This window comes from Streptomyces sp. LaBMicrA B280 (assembly GCF_049222185.1).
In the GTDB taxonomy this organism is placed as follows: domain Bacteria; phylum Actinomycetota; class Actinomycetes; order Streptomycetales; family Streptomycetaceae; genus Streptomyces; species Streptomyces murinus.
On record NZ_JBMJCT010000058.1, the window covers coordinates 11,749 to 33,529 of the forward strand.

A 21,781-nucleotide genomic window follows, 5' to 3' on the forward strand; every position below is an offset into this window, starting at 1 on the left:
GTCCGGAGCAGCCGTGACCCTCACCGTCGGATTCATCGGGCTGGGCGTGATGGGCTCCCCCATCGCGCACCGGATCCTCGTCTCAGGTTTCCCGCTCACCGTCTGGAACCGCACCGCGGACAAGACCGAGCCCCTGCGGGAGGCCGGCGCGGTCGTCGCCGCCTCCCCCGCCGAGCTCGCCCGGGCGTGCGACGTCATCGCCCTGTGCGTCACCGACCAGGAGGCCGTCACCGGCATCGCGCTGGGAGCGGACGGCCTGCACACGGCTCCCGGCCGCGGGCAGCTCGTCATCGACCACTCCAGCATCCCCGCCGGTACGACCCGTACGGTCGCCGGACGGCTGAGCGCCGCGAACGGGATCTCCTGGCTCGACGCACCCGTCTCCGGCGGTATCCCCGCGGCCGAAGGCGGGACCCTCACCGTCATGGCCGGGGGCAGCCGGTCCGACTTCGACCGTGTCCGCGGGCTGCTGCGCGTCTACGCCCGGCAGATCACCCTCATGGGCCCCCTCGGCGCGGGGCAGGCCACCAAGCTGTGCAACCAGGTCATCGTCGCGGCGAACGTGTGGGGTGTCGCCGAAGCGGCCACCCTGGCCGAGGCCGCCGGCATCCCGCCCGAGCGGCTGCTCGGGGGACTGGCCGGGGGCTTCGCCGACACCCCTCTTCTGCGCCACTTCCTGCCCCACATGCTCGACCCGCACGACGAGACTCTCGGCACTCTCACCGACCTGGTCAAAGACCTCGACGCCGCACTGGCGACCGCCCGCACCGCCGGTACCCCGCTCCCGCTCACCGCGCATATGGCCGAACTCCTGCGCATCGCCAACCGGTGGACCCGGCCACGTGTTTCGGGCAGCTTCATCGGTCTCCTGCGCGGCCCGGGACACACAGACACACGGGACGATCCGTCATGACCAGCACACTCGGCACGGCCACCGCGACTCCCCCTCGCCGCCTCCTCCGCACCCCCGCCTTCTGGTGGGCCCTCACCGGCATCGTGTTCACCCTGGCCGGGGCAGCGGTCCTGACCCCCTGGGCGGTCCACGGGGTGCGCTCCCCGCACTACAGCGGCGACAGCATCTCGCCCGCGCGCACCGCCGTCGTCATCACCGTGCAGGTCCTCCTCGTCATCGCCCTGATCGCCTGCGCCGTGCACCTGACCCGCACCAGCCTGCGCCGCGGACAGGTCACCCTCGACGCCGGCATCGCCGCCGGTTTCCTGATCTCCTCCTGGCAGAGCCCGCTGTTCGACTACCGCGACATCACCATCGTGGTGAACCAGCATGTAGCGCACGTCAATTCGTGGGGTCCGTACATTCCCGGCTGGGGCCCGCCTCACCCGGAGCTCCAGATCGAGGCGCCCATCGCCGTCACCGGCGTCGGGTTCGGCCTGCTCATCCTGTGGGTGTGGGCCCAGGCGTTCGTGGGCCGCAAAATAGCCGACCGGTTTCCCCGCTGGGGGCCGCTGCGGCTGTGGACGGTCATCGTCGCCGCCGGCATCGTCACCGACGCCCTGATCGAAGCCGCCCTGCTCAACACCGGCGTCTACTCCTACGCCCACGCCTGGAAGCCGGTCACCCTCTTCGCCGGGCACTGGTACGACATCCCCCTGTCCGCCGCGTTCACCGCGACGCTCTTCACCACCCCCTTCGTCGTCATGCGGCACCTGGAGCGGACCCGGGGCGCCGTCCCGTGGATCTACCGGGGCGCCGAACTCGCCTCCACCGCGCGGGGACAGAACATCATCCGGATCCTCGCCGGCATCGGGGCAGGGAACGTCGCCACCCTCGTCTATCTGGTGCTGTGCGTCCTGTGGGGTCTGGCCGGTGGCCCCATGCCCGCCGACACCCCCTCCTACCTGTGGCCCATGAACGCGAGGTGACCCCGTTGGACACCAACCGCAACGGCAACGGCACCGCCGGCAACCCGCTCCGTCCGGAGTTCTGGCAGAGGCCGATCAGTGAAATCGACGTGTTCTTCGCGCGGCTGCGCGCCGGAAGGGGACCCGTCTTCTTCCCCTACCGGCCGACCCGCCCCGGCTCCGGCTCCGGCTCCGGCTCCGGCTCCTACGGCTTCTACGCCCTGACCCGGCACGCGCAGATCACCGAAGTCTCCCGCCGTCCCGATCTGTTCGGCTCGGCACCGTCGAGCAGTACCCTCGAAGACCGCTCGCCCGCCTTCGGGGGGAGCGCCGAAGGCTCCCTGCTGCACATGGACGCCCCCCGCCACACCGTGATGCGGCGCGTGGTGGCGCGGGCGTTCAACCCCAGTGGCCTGCGCCGCCACGACGGCATGATCGCCGCGGCGGCCCGGCGGGTCGTCGACGAGCTGCTGGAGAAGACCCCGTGCGACTTCGTCACCGAGGCCGCCGTCCAGCTGCCGCTGCGTGCCATCTGCGCCATCGTCGGTGTCCCCGCCTCGGCCTACGAGGACGTGGTGCGAGCGACCGACACGATCACCGAGATCGCGAACACGACCGACCGCGCCGGTCTCGGTGCCGTGGCCGAGGCGGTCACCTACTTCAGCACCCTCATGGGCGACCTCGCCCGCCTGCGCCGCGACCGCCCCGCCGATGACGTCACGACCACCCTCGTCCAGGCCTCCGTGGACGGCCGGCCCCTCACCGACGCCGAACTCGGCGCGTTCCTACGCATCCTGCTGGTCGGCGGCAACGACACCACCCGCAGCACCCTGGCCCACATGCTGCACCTGCTGACCGACAACCCCGGCCAGAAGCAGCTGCTCCTGGCCGACCTGCCGGGACGCATGCCCGGCGCCGTCGAGGAAACCCTGCGTCACGCCACCCCGGGCACCTGGATGCGCCGCAACGTCACCCGCGACACCACCGTGGACGGCCACCCCTTGCGTGCCGGGGACCGGATCATCCTCTACTACAACTCCGCCAACCGGGACGAGGACGTCTTCGAGCACCCCCACACGTTCGACATCGGCCGCAGCCCCAACCCGCACCTCAGCTTCGGCGGCCCCAGCCCGCACCACTGCCTCGGCGCCCACCTCGCCCGCCGCGAGACCGCCCTGTTCTACCGGGAACTACTCACCCGGGCACCCGGCGTCCACGCCACCGCCGCGCCCGTCCACACCTACTCCGGCCTCATCCATGGCATCAGCCGCCTGCCCTGCGCCCGCTGAAGGAGAACCCTGCTGAAAGAGAACTCTGCTGAAAGCGGGCCCCGCGAGAAGCGGCCGGCCGGTCGCGGAGCCCGTCCGCGCGCCCCTCGGCTCACGCGAGTTCGAACGGGTGAACCGCGCGCATATGCCCCTGTCCTCCGCGTCCCGGTGTGCCGGGCCGCCTGTATACCTCGGAGCCATGGACGATCCTCAGATGTACCAACTGGCCGCGTTCCCGCCCCTCGAAGAGGTCGGGGAAGCGGAGCTGCCCGAGGCGGACGCCCAGGGCGCCGCGACCGACTGCCGCCGCACGCCGCCGTACGCCCCGCAGGACGCGGGCCCGCCGCCGCCTCCGCACGGCTGAGCGGCTCACAGGACGGGCCGGTTCTCCGCGCCGTGGGCGCGTGCCCGCTCCAGGACCGCCGCCGCCGCGGGGGTGCGCCGGTGCGGGGTGAGGCGCCCGCACAGGTGGGACAGCGCCTGGTGGGCCCGGGCCGAGTCCAACGGGGCGATCTCGTCGAGGAACCGGTGTCCGTGGACGCATGCCTCGTCGAGACGGCCGACGCCGAGCAGGGCATCGGCCATCAGCGCGTGGGTGAGCGCGATGGAGCGCCTTTCACCGGGTGCGCGGTGGCCGAAGGAATGGGCGAGATGGACGATGGCCCGCTCGTGCTCGCGCAGTTGCAGGAGCACCAGGGCCTGCTGGTATTCGAGGCCGGCCCGCGGATAGGAGGCGAACGGCCGCGGCCGGGCGCCGGGCGCGTCGCCGTGCCGCTCGTGGAGGCGTGCGGCGGTGTCGAGGTCGGCCAGCGCGTGGCGGCCGTCCTGCCGGAGAGCGTGGGTGTAGGCCCGCTGGGCCAGCAGGTAGGACCGGGTGCCGGGGTCGGCGAGGTTCTCGGCGGCGGCCAGCGCGTGTTCGGCGTGGGTGTGGGCTATTTCGGTGTGGCCCAGGCGGGCCGCCTGGCAGCTCATGGCCCGTAAGGTGACCGCGTACTGGACGCGGTCCCCGCCGGCCGAGGCCAGGGCCAGCGCCGTACGGAAGTACTGCTGGGCGAGTCCGCTGTGCCCGGTGTCGTCGCTCTTCAGGGCCAGCAGATGGGTCAGCTGGGCGGTGCGGGTGAGCCACAGCGGTTCCAGGGGGGTGCCGAGCGTGTGCCGGCTCTGGCTGCTGATGTCGTCGGCGAGGTACTGCGCGAGGGCGCTGCGGGCGTGTCTGCCGCCGAACAGGCCGGTGCTGCGGGCGGCTACGAGGATCACGCAGTCGAGCATGGCCACGTCGGCTTCGGCGGCCGGTGGCGGGGACGCGGGGCCGTCCGGGGCGGGGACGGGGGGCGGTACGGGCGGTGGGGGTGGGGGCGGGGGCGGGGCGACGCGGAACGTCGCCGAGGTGAGTGCCGGCCGCCGGACGGGATCGCAGTCCTGGCGGCACAGGGCGATCAGCGCGCTCAGGGGACTGTGCCCAGGATCGGTGCCCGGCAGCGGATCGCGCGCGTACGCCTGGGGGAAGAAGCCGGTGTCCTCGGCGATGACGAGCCGTCCGGTGCGCTGGGTGAGGGCCGCCGCGACCAGGTCGGGCACCGGCGGTCTGGGTCTGGTGCCGGAGAGCCAGTGGGCGACGGAGGTACGGTCGTAGCGCAGCGTGCGTCCCTCCGCCGCCCCGAGGGTGTTGACCGCGTGGGCGAGTTCCCCGTTGGTCCAGCCGGCTTCCCGCAGCAGGGCGGCCAGCCGGTCGTTGGCATGACGGTGTGCCATTCCTTCCCTCGGGTGCTATTCCGCGATGGCGGTGCTGTAGGTCCAGCGGTACAGCGGTACCTCGAGCCCGGACACGGCGCGGGTCTCCTGGGTGCGGGTGAAGTGCTGGTGGCGGCCGTAGAAGGCGACGGTCACCCGGTCGGACAGGGCGGTGGTGCCGCTGGTGAGCCGCATGAGTCCTCCGGGACCGCGGCCGGCGCCTTCGAGGAGGACGAGCTGCTGTCGGGCGTGGGCCAGGGCGATGTCCTCGGCCGGTTCGGCAAAGACGGTCATGACGGTGTTCCTTGTCGGTGCGTGAGCAGCGGCCGACCGGCAGGCGGTACGGATCTGCCGGCGCGGCCGGGCGGGGGCGGTGGGCCGACCGGCCGGGTGGGCGGGCGTTCGGCGGTAGGGGGCTTGCGGCGGGGCGGGCGGGGGGGCCGCCCGGGGTTCTGCCCGCTGGTTCCGGGCGGGCCGGGCGCGGCGCTCTGTGCGCTCTGTGCCTCGGGGGAACACGGGTCTGGTCGCGGTGTCGGGCTCCTCATGGGCGGCTCCTGTGCGGAACTGGCGTGCGGCGGGTGGCGGTGGCGGGTGGATCGGTGCCGATGGGGTCGGGGTGCGCCCGGCCGTCGGCTGCCGCGGGCGGGGACCGGTTGCCGCAGGGCGGTAACGGCCTTACTTGATAGGGGAGTTCGGGAAGCGGTAGGGGGCATGGACCCGGAAGGCGGGATCGCGGCCTGGGCCTGCGGCAGCCGATCGGGGAGATGCCTTGTCGGCCACGGTGGCACCGGAGCGCGCGGCCCCCTGGAACGCCCGCTCCTTCGACGGCAACGCGAACTGGACGACCCACGGCAGCCACCGAGCTTCGTGAAGAGGGGTACGGGAAGTGGATACCGCCGAGTCTGGGGCAGGGGTGGCGGACCCGTCGACGGGTGACGGCCCGTAAATCTGTGAATCGGTTGAAACTTGCCCGCTTCTCGTGATGTGTCTCGCCTCAGAGGGCATGTCCGTCTGCGGTTCGCGCGGCGGCCCGGCGCTTGACGGCCGGTCACGTCATGGGCTGCGGGCCGGGGCCGCTCGGCGCGAGTGATGCCGCCGCGGCCGTGACGGGGCAGGCGGTGCGCTGCACGGCCGTCGCACCGGGCATTGAGATCGGAAGACCTGCGCTGGGGCGCCCGGCCCCTCGGCCGCGGGCCGTGCGTGAGCGCGCGTCCGAGGGCAGGCCGGTGAGGGCGAGGGGGGACGGGCGCGTCGTTGGGGGATGCGGGTGGCGCCCGGTGCTCACGGAGCGGTGCAGGGGGTCCGTCCGGCCGGACGCCGATCACCCGTGCGCCTTCTGTCGGTTCGAGTGTTCCGGCTGGCGGCTTCCACCCGGCCCCGGCCCCGGCCCCGGCGCGCGGCCGTGTCCGCCGTCCGCCGGTCCGCCGCCGGGTCGGCCGGTCCGACCGGTCAGCAGGCGGTCAGGGGTGTGTCAGCGAGTCCTGGCACGGTAGTACCAGTGAACGGCACACCAGCACCGGCCGAACACGAGGAGAGGTGCCCGGAGCGGCTTATCGGGGACCAGGGCAATAGCCCGAAGTCGGACCCTCACAGGTCCACGCAGGTTCAAATCCTGCCCTCTCCGCAACGAGAAGCACATGCCCGCCCCATTCCCCCGGCGCGGCCCGTCTCTTGACACCGCGGCGGCTTTTTGGCTTTTCCATCCCTCGGTCATAGTCGGCGCCATGAACTATGACGTAGTGGTGGCCGGAGGCGGCCCGGTCGGACTGATGCTGGCCTGCGAACTCCGGCTCGGAGGCGCGCGGGTGGCCGTCCTGGAGCGCCGCACCGAGGTGGACCCGACGATCAAGGGCGGGGCGATCACCACACCCGCCGCGGAGGCGCTCTACCGCCGGGGCATGCTGCCCGCGATGGCCGAGGTGCAGCGGCAGGCGATGGACCGCTTCCGGGCGTTCATACGCGAACAGAACGGCGGGGACGGGGGCGGGGCCGCGGGGCAGGGGCTCGGGATCGTCGGGCACTTCGCCGGGATCATGCTGCGCGCCGATCTGGTCGACCGTACGGGGCCGGGCCTCGGCGACGCCGGGCCCGCCGCCGAGATCGCTTTCGTGGCGCAGCAGGACATCGAGGGGCTGCTCGGCGAGCGGGCGGACGAGCTCGGCGTCGATGTGCGCCGGGGAGTAGAACTGACCGGCTTCGACGCGGACGACGGGGCCGTCACCGTGTACACCGGCCACGGGGCCGTACGCGCCGGCTGGCTCGTGGGCTGCGACGGCGGCCGCAGCACGGTCCGCAAGCTCGCGGGGTTCGAATTCCCCGGCACCGACCCGGAGATCACCTGCCACCAGGCGGTCGTGGAGATGACCGGCGCCGAGGATCGGAAGGTCGGCTGGAGCGCCACGGACACCGGGGTGTACGCCCACGGGCCGATGCCGGGCCGCGTCGTCACCGTGGAGTTCGACGGCCCGCCGGCCGACCGGGACGCGCCGGTCACCGCCGAGGACCTCCAGGCGCGGCTGCGGCGCGTGACGGGCGTCAACGCCACGATCACCAAGGTACGGACCGCGACCCGGTTCACCGACCACGCCCGCCAGGTCACCGAGTACCGCAGGGGCCGGGTGCTGCTGGCGGGCGATGCGGCGCACGTGCACTCCGCGTTCGGGAGCCAGGGGCTGAGCCTGGGGATCGGGGACGCGATGAACCTCGGCTGGAAGCTCGCCGCGGTGATCGGCGGCCGGGCGCCGAAGGGGCTGCTGGACACGTACACCCGCGAGCGGCATCCGGTCGGTGCGGGGGTCCTGGACTGGACCAGGTCCCAGGTCGCGGCCATGCGCCCGGACCCCCGGTCCCGGGCCCTGCGCGAGATCGTCGGCGACCTGGCGGGGACGGTCACGGGCACCACGTATCTCACCGCACGGCTCAACGGCAGCGGGATACGGTACGACCTTCCGGGCGAACACCCGCTGACCGGCCGCAGCGCCCCGGACCTCGAACTCACCGGCGCCGGCCGCCTCGCGGACCACCTCCACGCAGGCCGGGCGCTCCTGCTCGATCTCACCGACGACCCGGAGCTGCGGGCCCTCGCCGCGGGATATACCGACCGTGTCGACACCCTGACGGCCGACTGCCCGGCCCGCCCGGAGCTGGCGGCGGTCCTCGTCCGGCCGGACGGCTTCACGGCCTGGGCGATGGACACGGGAGCGCCGACACCGACGGCCGGGCTGGCGCAGGCGCTGGAGGAGTGGTTCGGGGCGCCGGAGTGCGCGGTGGCGCCGGGCTGATCCGCCGCGCTGCCTGTCGGGCCCGCACCACGAACCGAGCCTCGCCCGCCCATGGCCGCCGCACCTGCCCGGAGCGGCGGCCACACACCCCCGTCCCTCCCCCGGCAGGGTGCTCCGTACGAAGACGGAAAGCGGTCCCGCAGCCGGAGTCGCGGCAGAAGGCCGGGGCGCCCGCGCGTGTCCCGGGGCGCGGGGCCGCCCGTCAGTAGGCGGTCAGGGGTGTGTCAGCGGGTCCTGGCACGGTAGTACCAGTGAACGGCACACCAGCACAGGCCGAACACGAGGAGAGGTGCCCGGAGCGGCTTATCGGGGACCAGGGCAATAGCCCGAAGTCGGACCCTCACAGGTCCACGCAGGTTCAAATCCTGCCCTCTCCGCAACGGGACGCGCGGGCCCATGATCCGCCGGGTCCTCGAACGCGCCGCCACCGGCCCGTCGCAGCCCCGCACCGAGTGACCGGCGGGCCCTGCGAACCCGCTGGCCTGTGGGACGACGACGTAATTCCCGAGGACCCCGGCATGGCCCTGACCGTTGGGACTTCAGGCCCACCGGGCCGGTCGGACATGGGCAGGTGGGGATCATCCTTCCGGTCCGGTCGACCGGCGGAGCGTCCGCGGTCTTGAAGGTCTCGTTCCCGCATCCTGGCAACGTGCACGAACCGGACGCATTCGCGGTCTGGGGCGGACACGGGGCCGTGTTGCTGCATGAGCGTGACGACGCGCGGTTCGCCATGCTGCTGGAACAGGCCGGAGACGGAACCCTGGCCGATCTCGACAGCGTCGACGAGGCCGTCGCCGTCGCCGGACGGCTCGCGCGGAGGCTGGCCGTCCAGGCCCCGCCCGGTCTCCCACGACTTCGCGATCAGGCCGAGCGATGGGAGGAGGACCTTCGAAAGGACGACGCGCGGCTGCCTCGGCCCCTGCCGCCGCACGTCGTGCAGGCTGCGATCGCGACCGTACGTGAACTCGGCCGCGACCAGCCGGACACGCTCGTCCACGGCGACCTGCACTTCGGGAACGTGTTGCGGGCCGAGCGGGAGCCATGGCTGGCCATCGACCCCAAGGGATATGCCGGCGACCTGGCTTACGACGCGATCACACTCGTGCGGAGTCGTTTCGAGGATCTGCTCGCCGCCGATGACCTGAAGGCCGCGCTGCTGCGCCGGTTGGCCATCTTCGCCGACGCCGCAGAGGTGGACGGCGAACGGGCCCGACGCTGGGTACAGGCCCGGGCCGTGATGGCCGCCCACTGGGGGCGCGAGTACGGCGATCCGGCATGGCTCGTCCAGGTCACCGACCGCATCGCTGAGCTGCTGACCTGAACATCGTCACCCGCGAATCCGACACCCCGGCCTCCGGAGCCACGTGCGGCGGCAGGCCGACCTCCACGAAGCGTTCCTCGAACTCGCCTGCCGCCTCCTCACGCCCCGACAACGCAGCCGATCGTGCCGGCCGTTGTCAGGCTGCCGCTGCCGGTCAGGTCGTCTCGCTCTCGTGGTGGTAGCGGGCGGCATAGGTGAGCCATTGCAGGTGGCCTCCCGTCCACAGCAAGAGGTCCTCGGTGAAGTTCTCGGCGTCCGACAGGTTCTGCGGGGTGTTCTGGCCCATCGCGTCCAACAAGTGGGGCAGGTCCTGGGCGGCTTGCAGAAGGCTGTTGAGCCGGGGCTGCCACAGGTGGGTGAGAAAGATGCGGAAGGCTTCGTCTCGGGTGATGTCGGCGCCGTTGTGCAGGAGCGTGGTGAGCACGCTCGGGACTCCTTCGAAACGGGCTTCGCGCGCGGCGGAATTGATGTCGGTGGCCAGATGCAGGACGTCACAGGCCATATCGCTCATCCTCCGGAGCACGTGCCCCTGCAGCAGTTCGTCGGGCAGGGGCCGCCGGGTGAACAGTGCGACGAACGACCCGCCCAGCAGCCCCGCTGTGCCGTGGCGTTTCCACTCTGTATAGGTCGTGAAGTCCCACTGGCGGCCGAGCGACTTCGAGTACAGCTCCCAGCGCTGTGCCCGCTGGTACCTGGCGAACAGGTTGACGAACAGCCTTTCCCAGGCGGGGTTGCAGTAGAATTCCCGGGCCTCTTTCCACAGATGGTCCAGCACCTGGGCGTACGGCGAATTCCAGGTGTCCGGTTCAGGCTGTGTTTTCGTCCCGAGGGAGACGATCTTGTCGAGGTCGCACAGCAGGGAGCGGGTCTCTGCCGGTATGGAGGCGACGGGCTGGTCGTCGAGTTCGTTGTCGAAGAGGAAGAAGAACGTCATCCACTTGGCGGCGAGCAGCAGTCCGTCCCGCGGGGCCCCCGGGTAGGAATAGCTGGTGTACGCGGCGAAGTCCTGGACGTGCCGGTCGACCGTCTGCGGGTGTGCGGCCAGCATTCCCGACTCATGCAGCCAGGACCGTAATGACTCCTGGATTTCCTCGTCATGCACGTTGCGGAGATAAGGGAGCAGCCGCCTGCTGGTGTCGGACGGCCAGATCTGGTCCCACTCGGCACGGCCCATGACGGTTTCCTCTCGGGAGGTGGACGTACGGCTCTGCGTGGAATCTCTTCTTGCTTGCACGGCGGTGCGGGCGAGGAGCCGCGGTGCCTGGCTGTCGTCTGCGGGCACTACTCCTCGTGCTGCGGCGGTTTGGGGCGAGCGCGCAGGTCGCGGTGGAGTTCCTTCAGGGGCGAGAAGGTGATGGGCTCCTCGCCGGCCTCGGGTGGCCGCCGGTCTGCCAGGTGCGAAGACTCTGCGGTGACTGCAGCATTCCGGCCCGCGGTGAAATCCGGTGCGCGAGACCCCCGGCAAAGGGAGCAGGGGCACTGGTGCGCTGCGTCTGAAACGGCGTGTCTCCCTGGACGTTAGGCAGGGCCGCATCCGGCGCCAAGGGCGTAGCGGGGCGTGCGGGTTGCTGACGGCCGTCGGGGGCGTGCGATGTGCGCGCGGGCGGCCCCCGGGGGCAGGCCGGTGGTGTCCGGGCGGGCCTGGTGAGGGCGGCGGTGTGCTACGGGCGCATTGTCGGCCGCGCGGTGCCGGGTTCACGAGAAGCGGTGAGCTGCGGGGGGCTGGTCGGCGCCGGGGGCGGGGCGGATTCAGGGCCGCTGATGTGGGGTGGTGCGCCGGGCTGAGCGGAGGCGGCGGGCACGCCGGTGCCGAACCGCGCGTGCGCTGAACCGGCACCGGGGAGGATCACTACCGTGCGCTGGGGGGACGGCCTTGCCAGCTACCGGGCATTGTGGTGCCCTCGAACTGACCGTTCGAGTGCGCTGCCGGGTCGGGGTGGACCGCTTAAGTCCCCCGCAGCGCAGGCCCCGCAGGGAAAGCCGCAGTTGTCGATGCCGGTGACTTCCCCTGCCCGAAAGCACGAAAGTGCCTGCCCTCAGGTGTTCGCCCTGGCCTTACCTTGATGGGAAACCCATGCGGCTCACCCTCAGTTCACCTCCCATATCCACCGCCGACGACGACGGCGACGACCTAGCCATGACCCGTGAGCGGTGGTCGCCGCAGGCTCTGCGCACGATGGATCCCGGCGAGATCGCCGCGGTGGCCGCGCAGATCCGATCCTTCCTGATCGACCACGTGTGCGCCACGGGCGGTCACCTCGGGCCGAACCTGGGGGTGGTGGAGCTGACGATGGCCTTGCACCGGGTCTTCGAATCGCCGCGCGACGCCCTGCTCTTCGACACCGGCCACCAGGCATACGTGCACAAGCTGCTCACCGGCCGGGCCCAGCTGTTCGGACTGCTGCGTCGGCGCGGCGGATTGTCGGGCTATCCGTCCCGGAGCGAGTCGGTGCACGACTGGGTGGAGAACTCCCACGCCTCGACCGCGCTGTCCTACGCCGACGGCCTGGCCAAAGCCTTCGCCGCGCGCGGTCAGGACGACCGGTGGGTGGTGGCGGTGATCGGCGACGGGGCCCTGACCGGCGGGCTGGCCTTCGAGGCGCTGAACAATCTCGGCGCTGCCGGGCACCGTCACGTCATCGTGGTGCTCAACGACAACGGCCGCTCCTACGCCCCCACCTCCGGCGCCCTGGCCGGGCACCTGTCCGCGCTCAAGGATCCCTTGAACCGCGCCACGGGGGCGAGCCGCTCCAACCTCTTCACCGACCTGGGCTTTGCCTACCTCGGCCCCGTCGACGGCCACGACCAGGCCGCGGTGGAGCGGGCGCTGCGCCAAGCCCGGGCGGCGGGCGGGCCGGTGGTGGTGCACACCGTGACCGTCAAGGGCAAGGGCTACCGGCCGGCGGAGGCCGACGACGCGGACCGCCTGCACGCGGTCGGCGTCGTCGACCCGGCCACCGGCGCCCCCGCGAAGGCCGCCGCGCCCACCTGGACCGACGTCTTCGGCGGTGAACTGGCCCGGCTGGGCGCCGAGCACCGGGACGTGGTGGCGCTGACGGCGGCGATGCTGCGGCCCACCGGGCTCGCCTCCTTCGCCGAGCGGTTCCCCGGGCGGGTCTTCGACGTGGGCATCGCCGAACAGCACGCGCTGTGCTCGGCCGCCGGGCTGTCCATGGGCGGCCTGCACCCCGTTGTCGCCCTCTACGCCACCTTCCTCAACCGGGCGTTCGACCAGCTGCTGATGGATGTGGCCCTGCACCGGCTGCCGGTCACCCTGGTCTTGGACCGGGCCGGGATCACCGGCCCGGACGGGGCCTCGCATCACGGTATGTGGGACCACACCCTGCTCTCCCTCGTGCCCGGCCTGCGCCTTGCCCTGCCACGTGACGCCGCCACCCTGCGGGAACTGCTGGCCGAGGCGCTGGCCGACCAGGACGGCCCCACCGCGCTGCGCTTCCCCAAAGGCGCCGTCGGCACCGACCTGCCGGCCGTCGGCCGCCACGGACAGGTGGACCTGCTCACCGCCACCGGTACGGATGTGCTGCTGGTGGGCTTCGGGGCGATGGCCGCGCCCTGCCTGGCCGCTCGGGATCAGTTGGCGGCGCGGGGTCTGTCGGTGACGGTGGCGTCTCCGCGCTGGGCCCTGCCGATGCCGGCCGACCTGGTGCGTCTGGCCGCCCGACACCCGCTGACGGTCACGGTCGAGGACTGCGCCCGTACCGGCGGTCTGGGCACCGCGCTCGCGCAGGCCTGCACCGACGCCGGGACCGGCACCCGGGTGCACGTCATGGGGCTGCCGCGGACCTTCCTGGCGCACGGCTCACGTGCCGAGCTGCTGACGGCCACCGGACTGGTGCCCGACGGCATCGCCACCGCCGTCCGCCTGGCCCACCAGGCCGCCCGCCGCATCGTCTGACTTTCCCCCGTTTCCCCCGTTTCCCCCGTTTCCTGCTTTTCCTGCTTTTCCTGCTTGACGAGGAGTCCCTGATGACCACGACCGGCGTTCCCCTGCCCGTCTTACCCATCCCCGCGCCCCGGCGGCGCCCCACCCGGCAGCTGCACGTGGGCTCCGTACCGGTCGGCGGCGGCGCCCCGGTCTCGGTGCAGTCGATGACCACGACGCTGACCGCGGACGTGGACGCCACGCTGCGGCAGATCGCGGAACTGACCGCGGCCGGCTGCCAGATCATACGGGTCGCGGTGCCCTCCCAGGACGACGCCGACGCCCTGCCCGCCATCGCGAAGAAGTCGCAGATCCCGGTCGTCGCCGACATCCACTTCCAGCCCAAGTACGTCTTCGCCGCCATCGACGCCGGCTGCGCCGCCGTGCGCGTCAACCCCGGAAACATCAAGAAGTTCGACGACAAGGTCCACGAGATCGCCCGGGCCGCCGCCGACGCCCGGGTGCCGATCCGCATCGGTGTCAACGCCGGGTCGCTGGACAAGCGGCTGCTGGCCAAGCACGGCAAGGCCACCCCCGAGGCCCTGGTGGAGTCCGCCCTGTGGGAGTGCTCGTTGTTCGAGGAGCACGGCTTCACCGACATCAAGATCTCCGTCAAGCACCACGACCCGGTCACCATGGTCCGCGCCTACGAACTGCTCGCCGACGCCTGCGACTACCCCCTGCACCTGGGCGTGACCGAGGCGGGCCCGCTGCTGCAGGGCACCATCAAGTCCGCCGTCGCCTTCGGCACCCTCCTCAATCGCGGCATCGGCGACACCATCCGCGTGTCCTTGTCGGCCCCGCCGGTCGAGGAGGTCAAGGCCGGCATCGGCATCCTGGAATCCTGCGGCCTGCGCCGGCGCCGTCTGGAGATCGTCTCCTGCCCGTCCTGTGGCCGCGCCCAGGTCGACGTGTACACGCTGGCCGAGAAGGTCACCGCCGCCTTGGACGGTCTGCCCTACCCCCTGCGGATCGCGGTGATGGGGTGTGTGGTCAACGGGCCCGGCGAGGCCCGCGAAGCCGACCTCGGCGTCTCCTGCGGCAACGGCAAGGGCCAGATCTTCCGCAAGGGCGAGGTCATCAAGACCGTCCCCGAAGGCAAGATCGTGGAGACGCTGGTGGAGGAGGCCCTGCGCATCGGCGAAGCCGAGGCCGATCAGGCGGCCGACGCCCGCACGGCCCCCGCCGAGCAGGGCCCGGGCCGGGAGGCGACGCGGTGAGCGCCCTTGCCTCGAACGGCGACCTGCTGGATCTGTCCGGACTGCGCGAGCGGGTCGACGCCGCCTTGGAGGACTATCTGGGGGGTAAGGCGCGCCAGGCGCGGGAACACCGGCTGCCGCTGGCACCGTTGGAAGTGGTGCGCGACTTCGTCTTCGCCGGTGGCAAGCGCATCCGCCCACTGATGTGTGTGCTGGGCTGGCACGCCGGCCGCGGCCACGGCGACACCGGCCCCGTCATCCGGGCGGCGGCGTCCCTGGAGCTCTTCCACGCCTTCGCCCTGATCCATGACGACCTCATGGACCACAGCGACACCCGCCGCGGCCGCCCCACCGTCCACCGCGCCCTCGCCGCCCGACACCGCAGTGACACCTTCGGGGAGAGCGCCGCCCTCCTGATGGGAGATCTGGCGCTGGCCTGGTCGCAGGAAATGTTCAACGACGCCGGGCTGTCCCCGGAACAGCTGGTGGCCGCGCTGGAGATCGTGGACGCCATGCGCGACGCGATCGTCTACGGCCAGTACATGGACCTGGACGTCACGGACCAGCCGACCGACGACATGGACCGGGCGCTGGCCGTCATCCGCTACAAGACCGCCAAGTACACCGTCGAACACCCCCTGCACCTGGGCGCCGTGCTCGCCGGAGCCGACCCCGGCATCCGCGCGGTGCTCAGCGCCTACGCCATGCCCCTGGGCGAGGCCTTCCAGCTCCGCGACGACCTGCTGGGCGTCTTCGGCCATCCGGCGGACACGGGCAAGCCCGTCCTGGACGACCTGCGCGAGGGCAAACGCACCGTGCTGCTCGCCCTGGCCGTACGCCACGCCGACCCCGGCCAGCGCGCCACGCTGCGCCGCCTGGTGGGCGATCCGCACCTGGACGCGGACCAAGCCGCGATCGTGCGCGCCGTCCTGACCGACACCGGCGCCCGGGCCAGGACCGAAGAACGTATCGACGCCCAACGGCGCGCCGCCCTGCGGGCCCTGGACGACGCACCGCTGCCGCCCCGGGCCGTCGAGGCACTGCGCGACGTGGCCCGCACCCTTACGGAGCGCACCCGATGACGAAGACCGAGGTTCCTGCCGTCGGACGGGTACTGCTGGCCGCGCCGCGCGGCTACTGCGCCGGGGTGGCCCGCGCCGTGACCGTCGTCGAAAGGGCGCTGGAGCTGTACGGGGCACCGGTCTATGTCCGCCACGAAATCGTCCACAACCAGTACGTCGTCCGGACGCTGGAGCGCAAGGGCGCGGTGTTCGTCGACGAGGCCGACCAGGTCCCCGAGGGCGCCACGGTCATCTTCTCCGCCCATGGCGTCGCGCCCGCCGTACACCGGCAGGCCGCCGACCGGCAGTTGCACACCATCGACGCCACCTGCCCGCTGGTCACCAAGGTCCACAAGGAAGCCGAGCGCTTCGCCCGCGACGACTACGACATCCTTTTGATCGGCCACGAGGACCACGAGGAGGTCATCGGCACCAGCGGGGAGGCCCCCGAGCACATCACGGTGGTCGACGGCCCCGAACAGGCGGCCACCGTCGAGGTCCGCGACCCCGACAAGGTCGCCTGGCTGTCCCAGACCACCCTGTCGGTGGACGAGACCCTGGCCACCGTCGCCGTCCTCAAAGCCCGCTTCCCCGGCCTGAAGTCCCCGCCGAGCGACGACATCTGCTATGCCACCCAGAACCGGCAGGCCGCGGTCAAACAGCTCGGCGCCGACGCCGATCTCGTGCTGGTCGTCGGCTCCCGGAACTCCTCCAACTCGGTGCGCCTGGTCGAGGTCGCCCTGGAGGCCGGTGCCCGCGCCGCCCGCCTGGTCGACGGCGCCGAGGAGATCGACGAAGCCTGGCTGGCCGGTGTCCGCACCGTGGGCCTGACCTCCGGCGCCTCGGTGCCCGACCTCCTGGTCGACGAGGTACTGACCTGGCTCGCCGAACGCGGCTACCACCAGGTCGAGGTGGTGCGGGCCGCAGAGGAGCACCAGCACTTCGCCCTGCCCCGCACCCTCACCCCCCGCCCCTGACACCGGCGCACCCGTCCCGACCGGGCACCGCCCGTGCACTTCACTGACCCGCTCGGCAAAGCTGCCGGGCCGAAGCACCGCAACCGAAGGAGGACTCACCGTGGCACGCCGTACCGGCATCACCAAGACCATCTCGAACATCATCGACGACCTCAAGGAGACGATCGACGACGCCCTCGACAGCATGGGCGACCTCGAACACGACGCCCGCTCCTCCCTGAGCAGGACCGTGCGCCCCTGCCGCGATCGGGACCGGGACCGAGACCGGGACCGGGACCGGGATCGGGATCGGGATCGGGATCGGGATCGGGACGAGGATCGGCACGAGTCGGCCGCGGGCGAGGAGCAGGTCGGGCAGGTCGAGCTGGCGGCCCTGTGGACCCGGCTGGGCCAGATCGAGGAACTGCTGCGCCGGCAGCAGCCCGCCGCGACGGCCGAGCGCCCCCAGCAGTCATCCTCGTGACGGTGCCCGGCGGCCCCGGCCGTGCCTCCGCGGCCGGTCCGCGCCGGTCTCGGCCGGGGCCGCCGCCCGACCGCCTGCTCAGCCGGCACCACGGCGGGCAGCTCATCGACGTCCAGTTGCATGAGCCCGTCGGGCTCGACGAGTTGGCGCAGGACTTGCGCGCCGGTGGCCGCTTCACCGTCCGCGATCACCCCACCGGCGGGGACTGCACCTATCAGGTGCTCGCCGAGGTGCTCGCCCTGGCGCTCGCGGCCGTCCTGCCCACCGGTGCGGCCTCCGCCGCGCTGAACCCGGCCGCTGTCCTGACCGGGCTGTACCAGGGCGGGGCACCGCCTGCCGGAGCACGCTGAACCCACCCCTTGGAGCCGCCATGGCAACCGGCCGTGCCCGCAAGGTCCTGGCCACCTTCGGCGCCCTGGCGGCGGGCGAGGCCGTCCACAGCCTCGCCCGCCACACCCTGCACCGTGACGCCGACACCGACAGCGCCGCGCGCGACCGGGCCCGCCAGGTGCGTGAGGCGCTGGAGAGCCTCGGCCCCTTCTACATCAAGGTCGGCCAGATCCTCTCCACCCGCCCCGACCTTGTCCCGCCCGCGGTGATCGAAGAACTGGAGCGGCTGCACGACCAGGTCAGCGCCTCCCCCTTCACCGACTTCGAGCCCGTCCTGGCCCGTGACCTCGGTCCCCGCTGGGCGGCCGGCTTCCGCGACATCGACACCGTACGGCCCCTGGGCACCGCCTCCCTCGCCCAGGTCTACGCCGCCACCCTCGCCGACGGCACCCCGGTGGCCCTGAAGATCCAGCGGCCCGGCATCCGGGCCCTGGTCGAAGCCGACATGGCCCTGCTCGGGAAGGCGGCCCGCTTCGTCGGCCGCCGCTCCCCGCGCTTCAACGCCGTCGTCGACACCAACGCCATGCTCGGTGTCGTCTTCGACGCGATGCGCCCCGAACTCGACTTCACCCTCGAAGCCCGCAACATGCGCCAAGCCCGCGAGTACACCGCGGAGTTCAAGCACCTCGCGGTCCCGGCGGTGCTGACCGCCACGCCTCGGGTCCTGGTGCAGAGCCTGGCACCGGGCTGTTCCATCGCGGACGCCCGCCCGGCCGACTTCGACCGCGAGGAACGCGAAGGCATCGGCCGGGACCTGCTCGCCTTCATGTACCGCTCCTACTTCCTGACCCGCACCTTCCACGCCGACCCCCACCCGGGCAACATCCTCGTCGCCCCCGGCGAGCCGGCCCACCTCATCGACTGGGGCATGGTCGGCCGCATCGACCGCTCCTTGAGCACCAGCATCCTGCTGGTCCTGCTCGGTCTCGCCCAGAACGACGGCGCCGCCGTCGCCAAAGCCTGGATCGAGATGGGCCATGCCACCCCCTGGGCCGAGATCACGAACTTCGTCGAGGACATGGCCGCTCTCGTCCCCCAGGTCGCCACCGCCACCCTCGAAGAACTCAACTTCGGCGTCACCCTCACCGCCGTCCTCCAGTACTCCACCAAACGCGGCATCAAGACCAGTCCCATGATCTCCGTGCTCGGAAAGTCCTTCGCCAACCTCGAAGGCTCCATCCGCAACCTGTGCCCCGAGCTGTCCCTCCTCGACGTCTTCGAAGACGAGTTCCGCCACATCGCCTTCAAACTCGCCGCGGAGGCCCTCTCCGAGAAGCAGGCCGCCCGCACCGTCCTCGATCTCATCCTCGGCAGCGCCACCGTGCCGCAGCAGGCCCGCAGCATCATCAGGGACCTGTCCAACCGCGAACTGACCGTCCAGGTCAACCAGTTGCCCCTGCACCGCGCCCTTGAGCGGCTGCCCCTGGCCCGCAACAAGCCGCTGCGCGACGCCGTCGCCGTGCTCCTCGTTCTCACCTGGTTACGACGCCGCGAGCACCGGCGCCGCTAGCGGCACCTCCCCGGCCGCCGAGCCCGCCGCAAGGAGGCATCACTGTGCTCAGCGCACCCCGTGGCCTGCTGTTCTGGCTCGTCGTCATCATCCTGCTGTTCCTCATCGCCATCGCCCCCGTCCAGACCGCCCACGCCCTCATCAACCTCGTCCACGGCATCGAGAGATTCTTCACCGGCCTGAGGAAGTTCGTCGAAACCCTCAGCGCATGAGGCCGGCACACACCCGTCGGTCCCGCAGGAATAGGAGAAGGGCCATGCGCATACCGCTGTTCGTCCTCCTGGTCGGCGTCGCCCTCGCGGCCATGGGCTGCGCGTCCGTCCCCCCGCTGAACGCCGACGTCCACGTCGTCCCGGCCGCACCCTCCCCGGCCCCCACCCCAGCGGGCGCACTTCCGCCAGCCGCCCCCGCCCCGGCCCCGGCACCCACGACCACCGTCACCGTGCTCCTGCGCCCCTCCCCCACCGCCTCAGAAACCCCCCAGCACAGCACCACCCCCGAACCGGCCCCGACCGCCCCGACCGCCCCCACCGCGACAACCACCTCGTGCCCCGGGCCGACACCGGCTCCCTCGCCGGATTCATCGCCGTCCACCGCGCCGTCGTCGCCGTGCGCCTCCTCCCCGCCACCGGCAGGAGGGACACCCCGCGCCCCGGTCAGTACCCCGGCACCAACACCGCCGACCTCCCCCGAGAGCCCCACCGCGGCGGACACGATCCCGGCGACCGCCACCCCCACCCCGCCCCCTTGCACGCCGCCGGACAACTCGACCTCGACCAGGAGCGACGGCGGGCGGTGACCCACCTGAGGGGCCCGCTCCAGCGCAACGGGAACTCCCGGTCGGGTACGCCGTCGGGAGCGGGCAGGGCGGAAGCGCGTGGAGCCGGAGACGGACAACGGGGTTGCGGGGCAGGGGCGTTGGTGTGGCGCGGACGGTGTCCTTTGTCGGCTGACGGGTTGTCATGGTTTGTGCGGGGGCTCCCCGGCGCGCCGGAAGAGGTACGCGTCACAGCGTGCCGGTGGGCGTTGCCGTCTGTGTTCGTTCGTTGCTAACTTCACTGCGCAAGTGAGTTGGAATTTCAAACTGATGGGTGACGAACATGAGCCTCCCTGACGGCCGGACCGCCGATGCCCCCGGTCCCGCAGAGGAACGACCGCGGCTCGGGGTGGTCTTCACGGTGATCGCCGCCGGGGTGGCGATGGCCAACCTGGACGTGTTCATCGTCAATGTGGCGCTGCCGGACATCGGGCACCAGTTCTCGGGGACCTCGCTGGCGTCCCTGTCGTGGGTGCTGAACGCGTACGCGGTGGTGTTCGCGGCGCTGCTGGTACCGGCGGGCAATCTCGCGGACCGGGTCAATCCGCGGATCGCCTACCTCTCGGGCATCGTGCTCTTCACGCTCTCCTCGGTGCTGTGCGCGCTGGCGCCGGGGATCTGGTTCCTGGTCGGGGCGCGGGTGCTGCAGGCGGTCGGCGCGGCCCTGCTGATCCCCTCCTCGCTCGGTCTGCTGCTGGCGACCGCCCCGCAGCAGAAGCGGCTCGCGTCGGTGCGCGGATGGACGGCGATCAGCGGGGTGGCCAGTGCGCTGGGTCCGGTGCTGGGCGGGCTGCTGACCGAACTGAGCTGGCACTGGGTGTTCCTGGTGAACGTGCCGATCGGGGTGGCCGCGCTGCTGGGCGGCCTGCGGGTGCTGCCGCGTGTCGCATCCCGCGACCTGCCGCGGGCGGATGTACTCGGGGCCGCCGTACTGACCGCGGCCATCGCCCTGGTCGCGCTCGGCCTGGTCAAGGGCGACGACTGGGGCTGGGCGTCTGAGAAGTTCACCGGCGCCCTCGTGCTCGGGGTGCTGGGGCTGGTCTGGTTCACGGTGCGCTCCGCCCGCCACGCCTCGCCGGTGCTGCCGTTGCCGCTGTTCAGGTTCCGCGGTTTCAGCCCGTCCTCGTTCTCCAACGTGCTGTTCGCCGTCGCCTTCGCGGCGATGCTGCTGTCGGCCGTGCTGTGGTGCCAGGACGTGTGGCACTGGTCGGCGGTGCGGACCGGGCTCGCGATCTTCCCCGGGACCCTGCTGCCGCCCGCGCTGGCCATGAGCATCGGGCCCGTCATCCACCGCTTCGGCTCCAGCGTGGTCGCCTTCACCGGGTGCGTCGTCTTCGGCGCGGGCATCGCCTGGTGGCTCACCCTCCTCGAACCGGACGCCGGCTATGCGAGCGGGATGCTGCCCGGCATGCTGCTCACCGGCATCGGCGTCGGCCTGACCCTGCCCACACTCATCAGCGCCGGTGTCTCCGGCCTGCCCCCGCAGAGCTTCTCCACCGGCTCCGGCGTCATCACCATGGCCCGCCAGGCCGGCACCGTCCTCGGCATCTCCCTGCTGGTCGCCACCCTGGGCACCGGCGCCGCCCACCAGGCCGACGCCTTCGACCGGGGCTGGGAGATGACACTGGGGGCCACCGCGGCCGCCGCGATCGCCAGCCTCTTCGTCGGCAGCATCGGCAAGACCTCCCACCAGACCGAGACCAAAGCCACCCAACCCACCCAACCCACTGGGACCGCCCAGGCCGCCAAGGCCCCCGAAGGCACCGGCGGAGCGTGAACGGCACATCCCTCGGACCCCCAGCCACCCGCAGGGACCGGGATGGTGACAGCGGGCGAGAACCACAGATGACGACCACAGATGACGATCACAGGTGACGACCGCAGGTGATGACCACAGGTGACGACCGCAGGCGAGGGCCGACCGGCCGTCAGCCCTTTCCGGGACCCGCGCCACAGGAAC

General features: G+C 72.0%; 18 protein-coding genes and 2 tRNA genes. 17 read left to right on the plus strand and 3 right to left on the minus strand.

Going from position 1 to position 21,781, the window contains the following annotated elements; genetic code table 11:
* The first annotated feature begins 13 nt into the window (after positions 1-13).
* The 4 genes from ACLF5H_RS31565 to ACLF5H_RS31580 all read left to right on the plus strand — a co-directional run bounded on the left by ACLF5H_RS31565 (position 14) and on the right by ACLF5H_RS31580 (position 3,492).
* Positions 14-913, plus strand: coding sequence for an NAD(P)-dependent oxidoreductase (locus tag ACLF5H_RS31565; protein ID WP_421679431.1), 900 nt, complete (start codon positions 14-16; stop codon positions 911-913).
* Positions 910-1,881, plus strand: coding sequence for a spirocyclase AveC family protein (locus ACLF5H_RS31570; protein ID WP_421679432.1), 972 nt, complete (start codon positions 910-912; stop codon positions 1,879-1,881). Before ACLF5H_RS31565 ends, ACLF5H_RS31570 begins: the two co-directional genes overlap by 4 nt.
* Complete coding sequence (locus tag ACLF5H_RS31575) at positions 1,878-3,149, plus strand: cytochrome P450 (protein ID WP_421679433.1); 1,272 nt, start codon at positions 1,878-1,880, stop codon at positions 3,147-3,149. The genes ACLF5H_RS31570 and ACLF5H_RS31575 overlap by 4 nt, the downstream gene beginning before the upstream one ends.
* A gap of 178 nt (positions 3,150-3,327) precedes the next feature.
* The gene (locus ACLF5H_RS31580; protein WP_421679434.1) at positions 3,328-3,492 is read left to right on the plus strand and encodes a hypothetical protein; all 165 of its coding nucleotides are present in this window, start codon (positions 3,328-3,330) and stop codon (positions 3,490-3,492) included.
* A gap of 5 nt (positions 3,493-3,497) precedes the next feature.
* On the opposite strand, the gene ACLF5H_RS31585 is transcribed toward ACLF5H_RS31580, so the two are convergent.
* Entirely contained in the window at positions 3,498-4,880 is a 1,383-nt protein-coding gene (locus tag ACLF5H_RS31585; protein WP_421679435.1) for a hypothetical protein, read from the minus strand.
* Positions 4,881-4,895: 15 nt separating this feature from the next.
* Positions 4,896-5,153 carry a DUF5988 family protein gene (locus ACLF5H_RS31590; protein WP_421679436.1) on the minus strand — a complete coding sequence of 86 codons (258 nt, stop codon included), beginning with the start codon at positions 5,151-5,153 and terminating at the stop codon, positions 4,896-4,898.
* Between the two features lie 1,236 nt (positions 5,154-6,389).
* On the opposite strand from ACLF5H_RS31590, the gene ACLF5H_RS31595 reads away from it, so the two are divergent.
* The 4 genes from ACLF5H_RS31595 (at position 6,390) to ACLF5H_RS31610 (ending at position 9,461) form a co-directional block, all read left to right on the plus strand.
* Positions 6,390-6,483 (plus strand) — tRNA-OTHER (locus ACLF5H_RS31595).
* 100 nt (positions 6,484-6,583) lie between these two features.
* Positions 6,584-8,140 (plus strand): FAD-dependent monooxygenase, encoded by a 1,557-nt coding sequence (locus ACLF5H_RS31600; protein ID WP_421679437.1) that lies wholly within the window; start codon positions 6,584-6,586, stop codon positions 8,138-8,140.
* Positions 8,141-8,423: 283 nt separating this feature from the next.
* A tRNA-OTHER gene (locus ACLF5H_RS31605) sits at positions 8,424-8,517 on the plus strand.
* A gap of 107 nt (positions 8,518-8,624) precedes the next feature.
* Positions 8,625-9,461: an aminoglycoside phosphotransferase family protein gene (locus ACLF5H_RS31610; protein ID WP_421679438.1), complete on the plus strand. Its 837-nt coding sequence runs from the start codon at positions 8,625-8,627 to the stop codon at positions 9,459-9,461.
* 154 nt (positions 9,462-9,615) lie between these two features.
* Here ACLF5H_RS31610 and ACLF5H_RS31615 read toward each other — a convergent pair whose 3' ends face one another.
* Entirely contained in the window at positions 9,616-10,635 is a 1,020-nt protein-coding gene (locus tag ACLF5H_RS31615) for a terpene synthase family protein (RefSeq protein WP_421679439.1), read from the minus strand.
* Between the two features lie 963 nt (positions 10,636-11,598).
* Here ACLF5H_RS31615 and ACLF5H_RS31620 point away from each other — a divergent pair.
* From ACLF5H_RS31620 to ACLF5H_RS31660, 9 genes are all read left to right on the plus strand, one after another.
* On the plus strand, positions 11,599-13,377 hold the full coding sequence (locus ACLF5H_RS31620; RefSeq protein ID WP_421679671.1) for a 1-deoxy-D-xylulose-5-phosphate synthase: 1,779 nt from the start codon (positions 11,599-11,601) through the stop codon (positions 13,375-13,377).
* A 71-nt stretch (positions 13,378-13,448) separates the two neighbouring features.
* Positions 13,449-14,624 (plus strand): flavodoxin-dependent (E)-4-hydroxy-3-methylbut-2-enyl-diphosphate synthase, encoded by a 1,176-nt coding sequence (gene ispG / locus ACLF5H_RS31625; protein ID WP_421679440.1) that lies wholly within the window; start codon positions 13,449-13,451, stop codon positions 14,622-14,624.
* Positions 14,621-15,685 carry a polyprenyl synthetase family protein gene (locus ACLF5H_RS31630; RefSeq protein ID WP_421679441.1) on the plus strand — a complete coding sequence of 355 codons (1,065 nt, stop codon included), beginning with the start codon at positions 14,621-14,623 and terminating at the stop codon, positions 15,683-15,685. Before ispG ends, ACLF5H_RS31630 begins: the two co-directional genes overlap by 4 nt.
* Positions 15,682-16,641 (plus strand): 4-hydroxy-3-methylbut-2-enyl diphosphate reductase, encoded by a 960-nt coding sequence (locus tag ACLF5H_RS31635; RefSeq protein ID WP_421679442.1) that lies wholly within the window; start codon positions 15,682-15,684, stop codon positions 16,639-16,641. Before ACLF5H_RS31630 ends, ACLF5H_RS31635 begins: the two co-directional genes overlap by 4 nt.
* A 100-nt stretch (positions 16,642-16,741) precedes the next feature.
* Positions 16,742-17,104: a hypothetical protein gene (locus ACLF5H_RS31640; RefSeq protein ID WP_421679443.1), complete on the plus strand. Its 363-nt coding sequence runs from the start codon at positions 16,742-16,744 to the stop codon at positions 17,102-17,104.
* 2 nt (positions 17,105-17,106) lie between these two features.
* Complete coding sequence (locus ACLF5H_RS31645) at positions 17,107-17,454, plus strand: hypothetical protein (protein ID WP_421679444.1); 348 nt, start codon at positions 17,107-17,109, stop codon at positions 17,452-17,454.
* A gap of 20 nt (positions 17,455-17,474) precedes the next feature.
* Entirely contained in the window at positions 17,475-19,004 is a 1,530-nt protein-coding gene (locus ACLF5H_RS31650) for an ABC1 kinase family protein (RefSeq protein WP_421679445.1), read from the plus strand.
* Positions 19,005-19,048: 44 nt separating this feature from the next.
* Positions 19,049-19,216, plus strand: a complete 168-nt coding sequence (locus tag ACLF5H_RS31655) for a hypothetical protein (RefSeq protein ID WP_421679446.1) — start codon at positions 19,049-19,051, stop codon at positions 19,214-19,216.
* Positions 19,217-20,104: 888 nt separating this feature from the next.
* Complete coding sequence (locus ACLF5H_RS31660) at positions 20,105-21,598, plus strand: MFS transporter (protein WP_421679447.1); 1,494 nt, start codon at positions 20,105-20,107, stop codon at positions 21,596-21,598.
* Positions 21,599-21,781 lie beyond the last annotated feature (183 nt).

Bases quoted from the DNA above. Each gene is read 5' to 3' on its own strand.
- ACLF5H_RS31570 (WP_421679432.1), top strand. From the start codon at position 910: ATGACCAGCACACTCGGCACGGCCACCGCGACTCCCCCTCGCCGCCTC.
- ACLF5H_RS31580 (WP_421679434.1), top strand. From the start codon at position 3,328: ATGGACGATCCTCAGATGTACCAACTGGCCGCGTTCCCGCCCCTCGAA.
- ACLF5H_RS31585 (WP_421679435.1), bottom strand. From the start codon at position 4,880: ATGGCACACCGTCATGCCAACGACCGGCTGGCCGCCCTGCTGCGGGAA.
- ACLF5H_RS31590 (WP_421679436.1), bottom strand. From the start codon at position 5,153: ATGACCGTCTTTGCCGAACCGGCCGAGGACATCGCCCTGGCCCACGCC.
- ACLF5H_RS31600 (WP_421679437.1), top strand. From the start codon at position 6,584: ATGAACTATGACGTAGTGGTGGCCGGAGGCGGCCCGGTCGGACTGATG.
- ACLF5H_RS31615 (WP_421679439.1), bottom strand. From the start codon at position 10,635: ATGGGCCGTGCCGAGTGGGACCAGATCTGGCCGTCCGACACCAGCAGG.
- ACLF5H_RS31620 (WP_421679671.1), top strand. From the start codon at position 11,599: ATGACCCGTGAGCGGTGGTCGCCGCAGGCTCTGCGCACGATGGATCCC.
- ispG (WP_421679440.1), top strand. From the start codon at position 13,449: ATGACCACGACCGGCGTTCCCCTGCCCGTCTTACCCATCCCCGCGCCC.
- ACLF5H_RS31635 (WP_421679442.1), top strand. From the start codon at position 15,682: ATGACGAAGACCGAGGTTCCTGCCGTCGGACGGGTACTGCTGGCCGCG.
- ACLF5H_RS31650 (WP_421679445.1), top strand. From the start codon at position 17,475: ATGGCAACCGGCCGTGCCCGCAAGGTCCTGGCCACCTTCGGCGCCCTG.
- ACLF5H_RS31660 (WP_421679447.1), top strand. From the start codon at position 20,105: ATGAGCCTCCCTGACGGCCGGACCGCCGATGCCCCCGGTCCCGCAGAG.